Consider the following 14,787-nt stretch of genomic DNA (forward strand, 5'->3'; position numbering starts at 1 on the left):
AGAAAGATTGCAATTTATGAACGCTTTAGAAATAAAAAATGTAAGAAAAACTTACAAAGGCGGTGTGGAAGCTTTAAAGAATATGAGCTTAACCGTTGATGAAGGGGATTTTTTTGCGTTATTAGGGCCTAATGGTGCGGGAAAATCGACCACTATTGGCATCATTAGCTCACTGGTGAATAAGACCTCGGGCTCGGTAAAAATCTTTGGTTATGATTTAGACTCTGAAAAAGTCGATGCGAAAAACCAGCTAGGGTTAGTGCCACAAGAATTTAATTTCAATCCTTTTGAAACGGTTGAGCAAATCGTGATTAACCAAGCAGGTTATTACGGTGTAGAGCGATCGCTTGCTAAAGAGCGTGCTAAGAAATATTTATCACAGCTTGATTTATGGGGTAAGCGCAGTGAGCGTGCGCGTAATTTATCCGGTGGGATGAAGCGTCGATTAATGATCGCTCGTGCATTAATGCATGAACCTAAGTTGCTGATTTTAGATGAGCCAACCGCGGGTGTCGATATTGAATTACGCCGATCTATGTGGACGTTTTTACGTAAAATAAACCAAGAAGGGGTGACGATTATTCTTACCACTCACTACTTGGAAGAAGCCGAAATGCTGTGTCGTAATATCGGTATTATTAATCATGGTGAATTGATTGAGCATACCTCAATGAAACACTTATTGGGAAAGCTTGAATTAGAAACGTTTATTTTAGATATCAACCCGCAACAGACGCCACCAAACCTGATTGGCTTCAATAGCCTATTGGTTGATAGTGCGACGTTGGAAATTGAACTGAAAAAAGGCGAAAGTTTAAATCCTGTATTTAGTCAATTAACAGAGCAAGGGATTGAGGTTAAATCGATGCGCAATAAGAGTAACCGTTTAGAGGAATTGTTTGTCACTTTGGTACACCAAGCACAGAATAATAAAGGGGTTGAGGTGTGAAGAAACAATATTGGATCGCTTTTAAAAGCTTAATTGCCAAAGAAATCCATCGATTTACACGTATTTGGGTGCAAACGTTAGTCCCACCTGCCATTACCATGACCTTGTATTTCATTATTTTTGGTAACTTAATTGGTAGCCGAATAGGTGATATGGAAGGGTTTAGTTATATGGCCTATATCGTTCCTGGTTTGATCATGATGTCAGTGATCACTAATTCTTATTCTAATGTAGCGTCATCTTTTTTTAGTGCTAAATTTCAGCACAACATTGAAGAGTTATTGGTTGCGCCAGTTCCTAACTACATCATTATTGCCGGTTATGTCGGTGGTGGTGTCCTACGTGGTTTAGCCGTAGGGACATTAGTTACGATTGTGTCATTGTTGTTTGTAAAGCTTCATATTGCACATATTGGTGTGATTGTAGCCACCGTGGTAATGACATCGATCGTGTTTTCATTAGGCGGTTTAATTAATGCGGTATTTGCCCGCACGTTTGATGATATCAGTATTATTCCAACGTTCGTGCTAACGCCGTTGACCTATCTTGGTGGGGTGTTTTACTCGATCAATCTACTGCCTGAATTTTGGCAAGGTGTATCGAAGATCAACCCAATCGTTTATATGGTGAATGCCTTCCGTTACGGCTTTCTTGGCGTCTCTGATGTGGGAATTGGTACATCGTTTGCTGTATTGAGTGTTTTTGTTATTGCGTTGTATAGCGTGGCATACTATCTAATATCACGCGGTATTGGATTACGTTCATAACGTGATATTTGAGATAAAAAAATACCGCTTAATGAGCGGTATTTTTTTATTAATCGTTATTACTAACGTTTATTCAGCGACATCTTCATCTGATGTTTGAGTCGGTCCCAAGTCAACAACTTGGTTATCAATCAGGCGGACTTTACCTAATTGAGATGACATCAAGATCACTGCTTGCTGAGTTCCTTCGGTGACAGGCAGTAAGGTGACTGCATCACGAATGAAACATTTATCAGGCTGTAAACCTGCCGCACGTAATTGATCATTGGCATCGATTACAAGCTCGTCATAGTCAGTGCGACCACCACGCATTTGGCTACTGACCCAACGCATAGTACGGGCAAGTACTGGCGCTCGTTGACGTTCATCAACGGTTAGTTTGCCATTGCGCGAGCTCATGGCTAAACCGTCCATTTCACGTACTGTAGGTACACCAACAATTTTGATATCAAGCTCAAGGTCGATAACCATTTGACGAATAAGCGCCAATTGTTGGAAGTCTTTTTCACCAAAGCAGGCTACATCTGGCTGAACAATATTAAAAAGTTTATTAACTATGGTTGCTACACCACGAAAATGACCAGGACGTAATTCGCCTTCTAAGATGCTAGATAGGACTGGCACTTCAACAAATGTTTGATTGTCTAAGCCGGCAGGGTACATAACCTCTGGCGTTGGTGTGAATACCACATCAACCATATTTTGTTGACTTAGTTTTGCAATATCTTGCTCTAACGTACGTGGGTACGTTTGTAGATCTTCTGCCTTATCAAACTGCATTGGATTAACAAAGATACTAGCAACAACAACATCGGCATGTTTACGTGCTTTACGCATTAGCGTTAAGTGGCCTTCATGCAAATTACCCATTGTTGGAACAAAAGCGATACGGCGACCCTCACGGCGCCAGGTACGAATTTGCTCTCTTAGTGGGGCAATCTCGGCGAATGTTTGCATCTTTTATTCCTTATTCAAAGGTATGTTGAGAGCCTGGAAATTCACCTGTCTCAACATCTTTAATATATTTAGTGACAGCCGCACGCATGTCGCCAGTTTCTGCGAGGAAGTTTTTCGAGAACTTCGGCATATAATTGGCAGAAATACCGAACATATCGTGCATAACTAGAATTTGACCATCGGTACTGTTACCTGCACCAATACCAATCACAGGGATCTCTACTGCTTTGGTAATGCGCTCAGCAAGGCTAGCTGGTACACATTCAAGAACAATGATCTGTGCGCCTGCATTTTTTAATAGGATAGCGTCTTTAACCATTTCATCGGCTTTGTCGAGATCACGGCCTTGTACTTTGTATCCACCAAAAATATTGACTGATTGTGGTGTTAAACCGAGGTGAGCACAAACAGGGACGGCACGTTCAGCTAGCATAGAAATGGTATCTGCTAACCATGCACCGCCTTCTAGTTTGACCATATTAGCGCCAGCACGCATTAGCTTTGCTGCATTTTCACAAGCTTGTTCTGGCGTTGCATAACTCATAAATGGCATATCAGCCATCAGTAATGCATTGGGGCTACCCGCACGAACACTACGCGTGTGGTAAGCGATTTCTTCTACAGTAACAGGAAGCGTATCTTCACGGCCTTGTAAAACCATGCCAAGAGAATCACCAACCAGTAATACTGGCATTTCCTGCTGCTCAAATAATTGAGCAAAACTTGCATCGTATGCAGTGACTGATGCGAACTTACGACCTTCTTGCTTCCATTTCATGAGATCGTTGATAGTAATTTTCTTCATAGCTTTTCCTCGCCCTGATAGATTTTTATTTTTGCCAGATAGCTAAGCCATTTAGGTCTACCTGATCCAATAGAGTGGATAAAGGGGTGTTGTCAGGTAGGGTTAACTTAGGGCTTATCTCAGCTAACGGGTAGAGTACAAATTCTCGTACTTTCATACCGTAATGTGGAACGGTTAAACGTTCGCAGTGGTGCATGAGATCACCGTATAACAGAATGTCGAGATCCAAGGTTCTTGGCCCCCAACGTTCATTTTTACGTACTCGACCATGTTCAAGTTCAATGGCTTGGGTTTGATCAAGTAATGCGAGCGGCGCTAAATCGGTATCGATTGCTACCACGGCATTGATATAATCGGGTTGGTTCTGCGGTCCCATCGGTGTACTGCTATATAGGGATGAGACAGCAATGACCGTCATATCGGGATGTGCGTGTAACGCATCAATGGCGCTATTAGCTTGGGCGATAGGATCGCCCAAGTTACTGCCTATTGCGATATAAGCTCGGATCATGATGATTTCGGCTGTGGCTTTTTACGGCGTTGCTGCGGACGGCGACGACGTGGGCGACGACTGCCACTTTCATTCAGGTTTAGCACCATTTTACCGCGTTGGTTGCGATCCACGTTTTGGAATTCACTCCACCATTGCGCTAACTCTTTAACATCATGACCTTCAAATAGGGCACGCATTTCTAAGAAGTCGTAAGCGGCACGGAATTTAGGATGTTCCATGGTTTTAAACGCACGCTTGCCACTGCGACGAGCAAAACGTAATTGCTGTTGCCAAATATCGCGAACTGTCGTGGTATGGCGGCGTGGGATCGCAATCGTACGAACTTGATCATCAAGAATATCGTTACTAGCCACCATAAAGGCGTCGTAGAACGATAAACCACTAGCAAAAGACACTTCTTCTGCTCGGATCATCATTGGATACCACAGCATTGCCGCATAGATAAAGGCAGGGTTTACGCGTTTATCTTCTGCAATACGCTTATCGGTAGATGCCAAGATGTGCTCAATCATCTTCTCTGTTTGGCTGCTGTTATCTTCAGTAAAGTGCTCGGCCAAAATAGGGAAAAGTTGTTGGAACAGGTTGTATTCGCGTAGCATACGGTAGGTTTCTAAACCTTGCCCTGATTGCAGCAGTTTGAGGCTTTCTTCGAACAAACGTGCCGATGGAATATCTAGCATGAGTGGCGCAAGATCTTTGATCGGTGCTGCCGTTGCAGGATCTATTTCCATGTCTAGTTTCACCGCGAAACGTACTGCGCGTAGCATACGTACAGGATCTTCACGGTAACGGGTTTCAGGATCACCCATTAAGCGAACAATACGATTGTTAAGATCGTGAACACCGTTGGCGTAATCGGTCACCGTAAAATCTTTCACACTGTAATACAGTGCGTTGATGGTGAAATCACGACGCTCTGCATCTTCTTCGATCGTGCCGTAGACGTTGTCACGAAGTAACATACCTTCTTGGCTACGCGACGAGATTTGCGGTTTTTGTTTGCTATCTTTTGGTGTCGTCGTTTGTACTGGCGCGTCGGAATGGTGTCCGCGGAATGTTGCCACTTCAATAATGTCACGACCAAATAGGATATGGGCAAGACGAAAACGACGACCAATTAAGCGACAGTTACGAAATAGCTTTTTAATGTCTTCTGGTGTTGCATTGGTTGCAATATCGAAGTCTTTAGGTTGTTTGTCTAGTAGTAAATCACGTACGCCGCCACCTACTAAGTAAGCGTCGTAACCGGCTTTGTTTAGACGATATAGTACTTTCAGCGCATTTTCGCTGATATCTTTACGTGAAATGCTGTGCTCTTGGCGTTGGTAAACTTGCAAAGTTTGTTCCTCTGGAACGCGAGTACTACTGTCGCGATTCAATACTTTACGGCAAAAGCTGGCTACTCGATTAAAGATAATACACCCCATTATGTGCATCTGGTTCAACAAACAGCCGTATATAATATATCACGGCAGACTATTTTAGAATGCTAGTGTGATAGCGGTGGTTTTTGGTAGCTTATCGAGCTGCCAATGTTCAACGCCCCACAATAAAATTTCTTCTACAGTTAGTTCAGCAAGTTCTGCTGGCGGCGCAAGGCCTAAAAATTGTAGCGCTGCAACTAAAGCCGGGCGAGGATTGTTTTTATCAATCGCTGGCGCATGGTTTTGTTTTGACAATTTATTGCCATTTTCCGTTACAGCGAGCGGTAAGTGTAAATAGCTTACAGGGGCATGACCAAGTTGTTGGTATAAGCCGATTTGACGTCCCGTAGGTTCAATTAAATCAGCACCACGAACAACTTCAGTGATCCCTTGTTCGATATCATCAAGCACAACCGCAAGATTATAAGCAAATAACCCGTCTCGACGTCGAATGATAAAATCCTCTCCCGCAACAGTCGTTGGTAGGGCGATTTTACCATGTAATTGATCATCGAAAAGAGTGATAGGTTTGTCCACTTTTAAACGAACAGCACTGTCTTTAGGCTGTTGATTGAGGTTACGACAGGTACCTGGGTAAAAACCGCCAGCTTCTTTGATTGCTTTACGACTACATTGACAATAATAAGCATCGCCTTGGGCTAACCATTGGTCGATTTGACTTTGGTATGCATCATGACGTTGGCTTTGATACATAATTCCACCGTCCCACGTAAAGCCATAAGCTTCAAGAGTACGAAGAATATCATCTGCAGCACCTGGCATTTCTCGTGGTGGGTCGAGATCTTCCATTCTGACAATCCAGCGCCCTTGGTGTGACTTGGCTTGCAAGTAGCTACCGAGTGCGGCTATCAATGATCCGAAATGAAGTGGCCCTGATGGTGATGGCGCAAAGCGTCCTATATATTGTGTCGTCTGTGTCATAAATTATGAACAATAAAGCAGCCTAGACCTGATTAGGTGACTAGGCTCGGCGTTAAAATATGTTGACCAGAGCTAGGGGATACTGCTGCAAGGCAACCCTCCAAACTGAATAAGACTCTTAATACAGAACCTTATTCAGTTTGGTGCGAGCTAATCTTAAGCTCAATTGAGCGTGATTAGAGCGCAAGCAATGTTCAACATGGATAAGTCGCGCTAATAATAGCGCCACACAAATTAAATCGCACGTTAGTGTAAACGAAAGAGGGAGCTTTCGCTCCCTCTAAAATTAGGCATTAACGCAGGTGACGTAATTAGCCTGCCATTTGCTTTTCTTTGATTTCTGCAAGTGTCTTACAATCAATGCAAAGTTCTGCTGTTGGACGAGCTTCTAAACGACGAATACCGATCTCGATACCACAAGAGTCACAGAAGCCGAAATCATCTTCTTCAATGCGCTTTAGCGTTTTTTCGATTTTTTTGATCAGTTTACGTTCACGGTCACGGTTACGTAATTCAAGGCTGAATTCTTCTTCCTGAGCTGCACGATCGACAGGATCTGGGAAGTTAGCGGCCTCGTCTTGCATATGGTTTACTGTACGATCAACTTCTTCACGAAGCTGATTACGCCATGCTGAAAGAATCTTATGGAAGTGATCGCGTTGAGCTTCACCCATATACTCTTCACCAGCTTTTTCCTGGTAAGGTTCAACCCCAGCAATAGCCAGGATGCCTAGTGATTTTTTAACGTTGCTCTCTGGCATATAGCATCTCCTAATGTACCTAATAACCGTCACTGGTTAATTTTGGGCGGTATCTATAGCAGAAAGGGTTGGCTGTGGCAATTAATGTCTTTCTTCAATTCTATACCAATGTGAAGAAACCATCATTTTTCAGTTTGAATGACGAAATTCTATACAATTAGTCAGCTTGATTTGCTCTTTATTGAGCTCTGCTTTGTAGCAAAGAACCTCAACACCAGCCTTCACTGCTTGCGTTAATAGCTGAGCGTATATTGGATCAATATGATCAGCTACTGATACGTTATCAATTCCCGAATGTAATACTGCAAATAAAAGCACCGCTCTGTTGCCTTGATCGACCATCTCCATTAACTCTCTAAGGTGTTTTTGGCCTCGAGTGGTTACGGCATCAGGAAAATAACCTTGTCTATCTTTCCCTAATAAGGTGACGCTTTTTACTTCAATATAGCAGGGTGGTCGACTTTCTGACTCAAGTAATAAATCAATGCGACTATTTTCAGTGCCATATTTAACTTCAGCTCGCAGTGATGTGTAACCTGTTAGTTCATCAATTACGTCATTTTTAATGGCTTCTTCCACTAATCGATTGGCTTGAGCTGTGTTTACACAAATCCAATCATTACTCAGTGTTTGAGTGAGCTCCCAACTATTGGGGTATTTACGTTTTGGATTATCAGAGGTGGAATACCAAACGGTACTGCCAGGCTCGGCACAACCGGTCATGGCACCTGTATTAGCGCAATGGATAGTGCGAATGTCATTATTATCAAGTTCAATATCGGCTAAAAAACGCTTATAACGTTTGATCAGTTTGGCCGCTTGTAAAGGTTGCGCAAATTTCATAGTTCTCTCAGTGGCTGATTATTGTTTTTCGTTGTAGGTTACCTTTTCGCTACAATGGCAATTAAAGGCATGGCATTAGCCGATAAATTCGATCATGACATAAGGTACTCAGCTTGTCACAACTCCCAATAGTAGACGTATTACCCAATTTATTATCAGCACTGACATCTTCATCTCAACTGATTTTAAAAGCGCCACCGGGGGCAGGTAAGTCGACATTTCTACCGCTTTCATTATTACAACAAAATATGTTTACCGGACGTATCGTAATGTTAGAGCCAAGACGATTAGCTGCAAGAAATATTGCGGGATATTTAGCTCGTCAGTTAGGTGAGAAAGTTGGGGAAACGGTCGGCTTACGTGTACGAGGTGAAACCAAAGTCAGTGCAAAGACCAAGCTTGAGATTGTCACCGAGGGGGTGATGACACGGATGCTGCAACAGGATCCTGAGCTGACTGGCATTGATTTACTGATCTTCGATGAATTTCATGAGCGTTCTATTCACGCCGATACCGCATTAGCGTTAGCACTCGAAGTACAGCAAGCGCTTCGCGATGATTTAAAGATTCTGGTGATGTCAGCAACCTTATCTCAGCAAGCATTGATAGCGCTATTGCCTGAGGCAAGTTATATCGAATCACAAGGACGCTGCTTCCCTGTTGAATATCGCTACGCTGGGCAAACTGAACCTAGAGATCTTATTGAAAAAATGGCACAAGCAATATGCCAATTACTCAACACTGAATCAGGATCTATGCTGGTATTTTTACCGGGTGTCGGCGAAATTAAACGGTTAGAGCAAGCGTTACAGGATCGTGTCGACAATAAAACTATGATTTGTCCGCTCTATGGTCAATTGAGTATTGAACAGCAGCAACAAGCGATCAGTACGCCAATCAATGGGCAACGTAAAGTGGTGTTGGCGACGAATATTGCTGAAACCAGTTTAACCATTGAAGGTATTCGATTAGTGGTTGATAGCGGGTTAGAGCGTATCGCACAGTGGGATCCAAAATCAGGTATTAGCCGCTTACAGCAAGTACGTATTGCACAATCATCTGCAGAGCAACGAGCAGGACGAGCTGGACGTTTATCGGCGGGTATTTGTCTGCGAATGTACAGTGAAGAGCAACTAAAGCGTCAACCAGCAACCCCGCAGCCTGAAATTTTACGTAGCGATTTAACCTCATTGGCAATGGAATTAGTGCAGTGGGGTTGTCACGATCCCGCTGAATTACAATGGCTTGATATTCCTCCCGCAATCGCATTGCAACAATCTCGTGAATTATTGGTACAACTCGGCGCCATAGATACGCGAGGTCAACAAACTGAGCGAGGAAAACTGATCCAAGGTTTAGGTGCCGACCCTCGTCATGCCGCGATTCTAGCCTTTGCCCTTGAACGCTACCGAGCGCAACAGGATGAGACAATATTGTCGACAGCAGCCATGCTTGTGGCGTTATTAGAAGATCCGCCGCGAGGGATGGACAATCCGGATCTCGGTTTTCAATTACATTTATTGGAAAGTCAAAAGCTTGTCAAATCGGGGCATTATTGCCAGCGGGCGAAACAAACCCGACAAAAACTTTATCAACACCTTGATGACAAACCTAAGAGCACGTCATTAATAGTGAATAACCTATGGTTAGGTGCATTGTTAGCAGCAGGTTTTCCTGATCGTATTGCGATGACACGTAACTATGATGGACGTTATCAGTTGGCAAACGGCCAAGGTGTGATACTCGATGTTGATCAAAATTTAGCATCTGAACATACCTTGGTGGTGGCGGATGTGGTGAAAACACGGCAAGGTGACAGTCGAGTATTTTCTGCTGTGTCTGCTGATTTAGCCCAATTACAACTGATGCACCCTCAGTTATTTACCAAGAAAGACTGGCTGGATTGGGATGATAAAAAAGGGCGCTTAAGTGCTGAGCATCGGATCTATTGTGGCAAACTCATCGTTAGTCGAGATATTGCTGCCGATCCTGATCCCGCGCTTACCAGTGAAGCGTTGGTTAATGCAATAAAACGCAAAGGGTTATCGGTATTAACGTGGACAGATAAAGCCTCTTCATTGCTGACACGTGCACGTTGTGCTGCTCGCTGGTTACCTGAACTTGAGCTTCCTGCATTAGATGAAACAGATTTACTTGAAGCGGCTGATCGTTGGTTACTGCCTTATATGAATGGGATCAAAACCATGAAAGGTGTCGCTAAGTTAGATGTAGTTAGCGCATTAGAAGCGTATTTAGGTTGGGATAAAAAGCAACAAGTCGATTTGCTACTGCCTACGCATTATCAAGTACCAACAGGGACGACGATAAAGATCCGATATCATGAGCAACAGCAACCCGTGCTTGCGGTGAAGTTACAAGAAATGTTTGGTGAAAAAGTGTCGCCTTGTATTGCTAATGGCAAAGTGGCATTGGTATTGGAATTATTGTCTCCCGCACAAAGGCCACTGCAAATTACCCAAGACTTAGCTGCTTTTTGGCAGGGCTCTTATAAGGAAGTACAAAAGGAAATGAAAGGTCGATACCCTAAACACCCATGGCCGGACGATCCTGCTAATCATGTACCTACACGTAAAACCAAAAAGTATATCTAGCAATAGACCTGTATATATAATCAGGTATAGTGTTCATTATTAGCCATAATCACGTTTTTAGGAGCAATGGTTGTTGCTCCTATTTTAAGATAGGAATGACCTTAGTTGATGCATTATGATTAAGTTGCCTCTTCATTTTCAGTCAAGAAAGCATGTTGCACCGCCCAAAGACAGTGGTGGAAAAAAGCCGACGACACCACGAAAGAAAACCCCAGTAAAACCTACAGCAAAAAAGCCCACTAAACGTACTCCTGCTGCGAGTGCAACTAAAAAGGCGCCGGCTAAAAGAACAGCCAAGAAAAAAACAAAAAAATCGGTTAAAACAGATCGTCCCTGGTTACGTAAACTGGGTTGGCTGAGCTTTAAAATCGGCTTAGTGGTTGTTGCCGCAATGCTGGTGATAGGGATTTACCTTGATACGATTGTACGTAATAAAATGGATGGTCAAATTTGGGATTTACCGTCTGTTGTTTATGGTCGAGTATTAACACTTCGCCCAGATCAACATATCAGTATTATGGATGTGCGCCGTGAATTGGATTTATTGAAATACCACAAAGTGCACACGCCAACCCGTATTGGGGAATACTCTGCTTCATCAACTCGCATTGAATTGATCCGACGTCCGTTTGATTTTCCTGAAGGAGCTGAGAAAAAACAGCATGTGTTACTGACGTTTTCGGGCACTACGTTAACAAGTATTAAAGATCTCATCACCAAGCGTTCGTTAGGCTATTTCAACATTGAACCTAAAATGTTAGGCATGTTGGGCCTTTCAGGCAATGAGCAGCGTATTTTTATGAAGCGCGATGAGTTTCCACCACTCTTAATTGATGCATTGCTCGCAACAGAAGATAGAGATTTCTATCAGCATGATGGTGTATCACCATTGGCGATCATTCGTGCCATGTTCGTGAACTTACGTGCAGGTCGAACGGTACAAGGAGGCAGTACCTTAACTCAGCAGCTCGCGAAGAACTTATTTCTAAGTCGTGAACGTAGCCTATGGCGTAAAGTTCGTGAGGCCTATATTGCGGTTATTATTGATTATCGCTATAGCAAAGATCGGATATTAGAAGCTTACCTTAACGAGATCTATCTTGGTCAAAATGGCGGTAAAGAAGTTCATGGTTTCCCATTAGCAGCAAGATTGTATTTTGGTCGTCCATTAGAAGAGCTCACATCAGCACAGTTAGCCATGCTGGTGGGCATGGTGAAAGGGCCTTCTCAGTTTAACCCTTGGCGACATCCAGAGCGTACGCTAGAGCGTCGTGATTTAGTCCTTAGCTTATTGCTGAAAAATAACACCCTTACTGGAGCTGAATATGAAGCTGCGGCTTCAAGCCCATTAGGGGTACAAAAGACACCGAAGATCGCGAGTCGACAGCCTGCTTATTTCCAGCAGCTACAACGTGAATTAGAGCGTGATGTCGGTGATATTTACAAGTCAGGTAAAGGGCTACGTATCTTTAGTACCTTAGACCCATTATCACAGCAATCAGCAGAGCAAAGTGTTGCCGCAATGGTGCCAAAGCTGAATAAAAAAGCAGGGCTTAAAGTAGAAACAGCAATGGTGGTTGTTGATCGCCTAAGCGGAGAAGTACGTGCTATTGTCGGTGGTAGTCGCCCAGGTTATGCAGGCTTTAACCGTGCGTTAGATGCGAGCCGTCAAATAGGTTCATTAGCCAAGCCTGCGGTGTATTTAACGGCATTGAGCGAGCCTAATAAGTTCAATCTAGCAACCAGCTTGGATGATAAGTCGATTGTATTACGTGGTAGCAAAGGTACTACATGGCGTCCACGAAATTACGATCGTAAATTTAGAGGGCAAGTACCACTTTATTATGCGTTAGCGAACTCATTGAATGTGCCTACCGTTAATCTGGGTTTAAAAGTTGGGCTGGGAAGTGTGATTAATACTATGAGCAAACTTGGTGTCGATCGCGATGAAATTCCTAAACTGCCATCAATTCTGCTAGGTTCATTTACCTTATCACCTTATGAGGTGGCACAAATGTTCCAGACCATCACAAGTGGTGGTCGCAGAGCAGATTTAACGGCATTGCGCGCGGTTGTTGATCAGAAAGGTAGGATTCTTTATCAAAACTACCCTAAAGCCTCTCAAGTGGTGCCAGAGCAGGCAGCATGGCTAACAACCTATGATATGAAGCGAGTCGTGAGTCAAGGTACCGCACGTTACTTACAGAGTAAATTTAGTGCCGCGAAATTGGCAGGTAAAACGGGGACCACGGATAAAAACCGTGATAGCTGGTTTGCAGGTGCTGATGGGCATGAAGTGGCGGTAGTATGGGTTGGACGTGATGACAATACGCCAGTGCGTTTAACGGGCTCTAGCGGTGCATTAAGAATTTATGCTGATTACTTAACCCGTCGTAAGCCAGCGCCATTAACGCTGCCATGGCCTAAGCAGATCACCACCATGAAGTATGATAAGCAAGCCAATGGCACATTAATACCAAACTGTAACGGAAGTGTCTCCTTGCCGGTTTGGGATAAAAATGGGCAATTAAAAGCGCAGTGTTCAAGCAATAAACCTGCCGCTTGGATCACTAATATGTTCACTGGTGGTTAACCGCGTGTATTCATCATTATAGGTAAAGCCTCGCTCATGTAGCGGGGCTTTTTTTGTCTCAAAGGGGGGATGTGATTAGAAAGAGGAGATTTTCTCAAGACGAAAAAAAACCTCATCAAAGATGAGGCTTCAAAAGATGGTGCCGACTACCGGAGTCGAACTGGTGACCTACTGATTACAAGTCAGTTGCTCTACCTACTGAGCTAAGTCGGCACGTTTTGTTCTTTTTGTCATAACGTCAATAACGTTACTTTTTAATATGGTGCCTCGAGGCGGAATCGAACCACCGACACGAGGATTTTCAATCCTCTGCTCTACCGACTGAGCTATCGAGGCAGAAGTAGTGATGGTTAAGTCTCTACTTTTGCATTCTTACGTGAGTAAGAAAATAAATGGTGCCGACTACCGGAGTCGAACTGGTGACCTACTGATTACAAGTCAGTTGCTCTACCTACTGAGCTAAGTCGGCACACTTTATTTTGGCTCCTCTTGCTGGACTTGAACCAGCGACATACGGATTAACAGTCCGCCGTTCTACCAACTGAACTAAAGAGGAATTGTCTCTTTTATCTGACTTGACGTATCAAGCGAGATTAATATGGTGCCTCGAGGCGGAATCGAACCACCGACACGAGGATTTTCAATCCTCTGCTCTACCGACTGAGCTATCGAGGCAAACACAGCAATTACATTGCTATTTTTGCATTTCTTACGTGAGTAAGAGAATAAATGGTGCCGACTACCGGAGTCGAACTGGTGACCTACTGATTACAAGTCAGTTGCTCTACCTACTGAGCTAAGTCGGCACACTATATTCTTTTAATTTCCCCGCTCTGTTGAGCCAAGAAATAAATAGTGGCTCCTCCTGCTGGACTTGAACCAGCGACATACGGATTAACAGTCCGCCGTTCTACCGACTGAACTAAGGAGGAACAGATTGTGGTTGCTTTGCACCATACTTCGAAAGGGAAGTAATGGTGCCTCGAGGCGGAATCGAACCACCGACACGAGGATTTTCAATCCTCTGCTCTACCGACTGAGCTATCGAGGCAACGGAGCGCTATTAAAAGGGTTTTCAGCCTTTTCGTCAACACTTTTTTTCATAAAAAAAGATAAACAGTGTCGTTTGTTGGCTTTTTGTTCGTTGTGGTGTGATTTTGATATTCATTATTGAGATTTCATCAAGTTAAGCAAATTAAGAGATGAAATCTCAATTATAAATTTTATTTTTCTGGCGGCGTGTAACCGTCGATAATCACATCTTGACCTTCAAACAAAAACTTCACCATTTCAGTTTCTAATAACTGGCGATGTTCAGGGTTCATCATGTTGAGCTTTTTTTCGTTGATCAACATGGTTTGCTTACCTTGCCATTCAGCCCATGCTTGCTTAGAAATATTATCAAAAATACGTTGGCCTAGTTCACCTGGGTAAAGTTGAAAGTCTAAACCTTCAGCGTCTTGTTGTAGTCGAGTACAAAAAACAGTACGACTCATGAAATATTCCTTACTGTAACTCGCTGATATACAGGCTCAGCGAAAATGAGTGATTAGTTGATAGTTATACCAGAGTCAGTGACTGGCATCTAGCATCACTGAGCGGAAATAAAAGCGGTAAAAA

12 protein-coding genes and 8 tRNA genes are annotated in these 14,787 nt (G+C 43.4%); 4 read left to right on the forward strand and 16 right to left on the reverse strand.

The annotated features are described in order from the left end of the window. Nucleotides 1–16 precede the first annotated feature (16 nt). Together C9J40_RS07340 and C9J40_RS07345 are read left to right on the forward strand one after the other, a co-directional pair. Nucleotides 17–949, forward strand: coding sequence for an ABC transporter ATP-binding protein (locus C9J40_RS07340; RefSeq protein WP_107246352.1), 933 nt, complete (start codon nt 17–19; stop codon nt 947–949). After that, nucleotides 946–1,716, forward strand: a complete 771-nt coding sequence (locus tag C9J40_RS07345) for an ABC transporter permease (RefSeq protein ID WP_107206580.1) — start codon at nt 946–948, stop codon at nt 1,714–1,716. The genes C9J40_RS07340 and C9J40_RS07345 overlap by 4 nt, the downstream gene beginning before the upstream one ends. Before the next feature lie 69 nt (nt 1,717–1,785). On the opposite strand, the gene panC is transcribed toward C9J40_RS07345, so the two are convergent. From panC to sfsA, 7 genes are all read right to left on the reverse strand, one after another. Then, on the reverse strand, nt 1,786–2,673 hold the full coding sequence (panC, locus tag C9J40_RS07350) for a pantoate--beta-alanine ligase (RefSeq protein ID WP_107206581.1): 888 nt from the start codon (nt 2,671–2,673) through the stop codon (nt 1,786–1,788). Nucleotides 2,674–2,683: 10 nt separating this feature from the next. After that, a complete protein-coding gene (panB, locus tag C9J40_RS07355; RefSeq protein WP_107206582.1) occupies nt 2,684–3,478 on the reverse strand; it encodes a 3-methyl-2-oxobutanoate hydroxymethyltransferase in 795 nt (264 codons plus the stop codon). Nucleotides 3,479–3,503: 25 nt separating this feature from the next. Then, nucleotides 3,504–3,989, reverse strand: coding sequence for a 2-amino-4-hydroxy-6-hydroxymethyldihydropteridine diphosphokinase (gene folK / locus C9J40_RS07360; protein WP_107206583.1), 486 nt, complete (start codon nt 3,987–3,989; stop codon nt 3,504–3,506). Beyond that, nucleotides 3,986–5,419 (reverse strand): polynucleotide adenylyltransferase PcnB, encoded by a 1,434-nt coding sequence (pcnB, locus tag C9J40_RS07365; protein ID WP_255418453.1) that lies wholly within the window; start codon nt 5,417–5,419, stop codon nt 3,986–3,988. The genes folK and pcnB overlap by 4 nt, the downstream gene beginning before the upstream one ends. 54 nt (nt 5,420–5,473) lie before the next feature. Next, on the reverse strand, nt 5,474–6,358 hold the full coding sequence (gene gluQRS, locus C9J40_RS07370; RefSeq protein WP_107246353.1) for a tRNA glutamyl-Q(34) synthetase GluQRS: 885 nt from the start codon (nt 6,356–6,358) through the stop codon (nt 5,474–5,476). Between the two features lie 311 nt (nt 6,359–6,669). Continuing rightward, complete coding sequence (gene dksA, locus C9J40_RS07375; protein WP_006647288.1) at nt 6,670–7,119, reverse strand: RNA polymerase-binding protein DksA; 450 nt, start codon at nt 7,117–7,119, stop codon at nt 6,670–6,672. 129 nt (nt 7,120–7,248) lie between these two features. Then, the gene (sfsA, locus tag C9J40_RS07380; RefSeq protein WP_107206586.1) at nt 7,249–7,962 is read right to left on the reverse strand and encodes a DNA/RNA nuclease SfsA; all 714 of its coding nucleotides are present in this window, start codon (nt 7,960–7,962) and stop codon (nt 7,249–7,251) included. Between the two features lie 113 nt (nt 7,963–8,075). Between sfsA and hrpB the strand changes: the two genes are divergently transcribed. Both hrpB and mrcB read left to right on the forward strand, forming a co-directional pair. Then, nucleotides 8,076–10,574, forward strand: coding sequence for an ATP-dependent helicase HrpB (hrpB, locus tag C9J40_RS07385; RefSeq protein WP_107246355.1), 2,499 nt, complete (start codon nt 8,076–8,078; stop codon nt 10,572–10,574). 115 nt (nt 10,575–10,689) lie between these two features. Continuing rightward, nucleotides 10,690–13,167 (forward strand): penicillin-binding protein 1B, encoded by a 2,478-nt coding sequence (gene mrcB / locus C9J40_RS07390; RefSeq protein WP_107206588.1) that lies wholly within the window; start codon nt 10,690–10,692, stop codon nt 13,165–13,167. A 137-nt stretch (nt 13,168–13,304) separates the two neighbouring features. Here the strand turns inward: mrcB and C9J40_RS07395 are convergent. The 9 genes from C9J40_RS07395 to C9J40_RS07435 all read right to left on the reverse strand — a co-directional run bounded on the left by C9J40_RS07395 (nt 13,305) and on the right by C9J40_RS07435 (nt 14,663). After that, nucleotides 13,305–13,380, reverse strand: a tRNA-Thr gene (locus C9J40_RS07395). Between the two features lie 47 nt (nt 13,381–13,427). Then, nucleotides 13,428–13,503 (reverse strand) — tRNA-Phe (locus C9J40_RS07400). Between the two features lie 57 nt (nt 13,504–13,560). Further along, nucleotides 13,561–13,636: transfer RNA gene (locus C9J40_RS07405), tRNA-Thr, on the reverse strand. Between the two features lie 11 nt (nt 13,637–13,647). After that, nucleotides 13,648–13,723: transfer RNA gene (locus tag C9J40_RS07410), tRNA-Asn, on the reverse strand. Between the two features lie 43 nt (nt 13,724–13,766). Continuing rightward, nucleotides 13,767–13,842, reverse strand: a tRNA-Phe gene (locus C9J40_RS07415). A 55-nt stretch (nt 13,843–13,897) separates the two neighbouring features. Then, nucleotides 13,898–13,973, reverse strand: a tRNA-Thr gene (locus C9J40_RS07420). 50 nt (nt 13,974–14,023) lie between these two features. Continuing rightward, nucleotides 14,024–14,099: transfer RNA gene (locus C9J40_RS07425), tRNA-Asn, on the reverse strand. Between the two features lie 43 nt (nt 14,100–14,142). Further along, nucleotides 14,143–14,218 (reverse strand) — tRNA-Phe (locus C9J40_RS07430). A 172-nt stretch (nt 14,219–14,390) separates the two neighbouring features. Further along, the gene (locus tag C9J40_RS07435) at nt 14,391–14,663 is read right to left on the reverse strand and encodes an oxidative damage protection protein (RefSeq protein ID WP_006647282.1); all 273 of its coding nucleotides are present in this window, start codon (nt 14,661–14,663) and stop codon (nt 14,391–14,393) included. Between the last annotated feature and the right edge of the window lie 124 nt (nt 14,664–14,787).

This window comes from Photobacterium sp. GB-72 (assembly GCF_003026095.1).
GTDB lineage: Bacteria > Pseudomonadota > Gammaproteobacteria > Enterobacterales > Vibrionaceae > Photobacterium.

Coding starts and splice junctions, on each gene's coding strand:
- C9J40_RS07340 (WP_107246352.1), top strand. CDS start 17: ATGAACGCTTTAGAAATAAAAAATGTAAGAAAAACTTACAAAGGCGGT.
- panC (WP_107206581.1), bottom strand. CDS start 2,673: ATGCAAACATTCGCCGAGATTGCCCCACTAAGAGAGCAAATTCGTACC.
- panB (WP_107206582.1), bottom strand. CDS start 3,478: ATGAAGAAAATTACTATCAACGATCTCATGAAATGGAAGCAAGAAGGT.
- folK (WP_107206583.1), bottom strand. CDS start 3,989: ATGATCCGAGCTTATATCGCAATAGGCAGTAACTTGGGCGATCCTATC.
- pcnB (WP_255418453.1), bottom strand. CDS start 5,419: ATGGGGTGTATTATCTTTAATCGAGTAGCCAGCTTTTGCCGTAAAGTA.
- gluQRS (WP_107246353.1), bottom strand. CDS start 6,358: ATGACACAGACGACACAATATATAGGACGCTTTGCGCCATCACCATCA.
- dksA (WP_006647288.1), bottom strand. CDS start 7,119: ATGCCAGAGAGCAACGTTAAAAAATCACTAGGCATCCTGGCTATTGCT.
- sfsA (WP_107206586.1), bottom strand. CDS start 7,962: ATGAAATTTGCGCAACCTTTACAAGCGGCCAAACTGATCAAACGTTAT.
- mrcB (WP_107206588.1), top strand. CDS start 10,690: ATGATTAAGTTGCCTCTTCATTTTCAGTCAAGAAAGCATGTTGCACCG.
- C9J40_RS07435 (WP_006647282.1), bottom strand. CDS start 14,663: ATGAGTCGTACTGTTTTTTGTACTCGACTACAACAAGACGCTGAAGGT.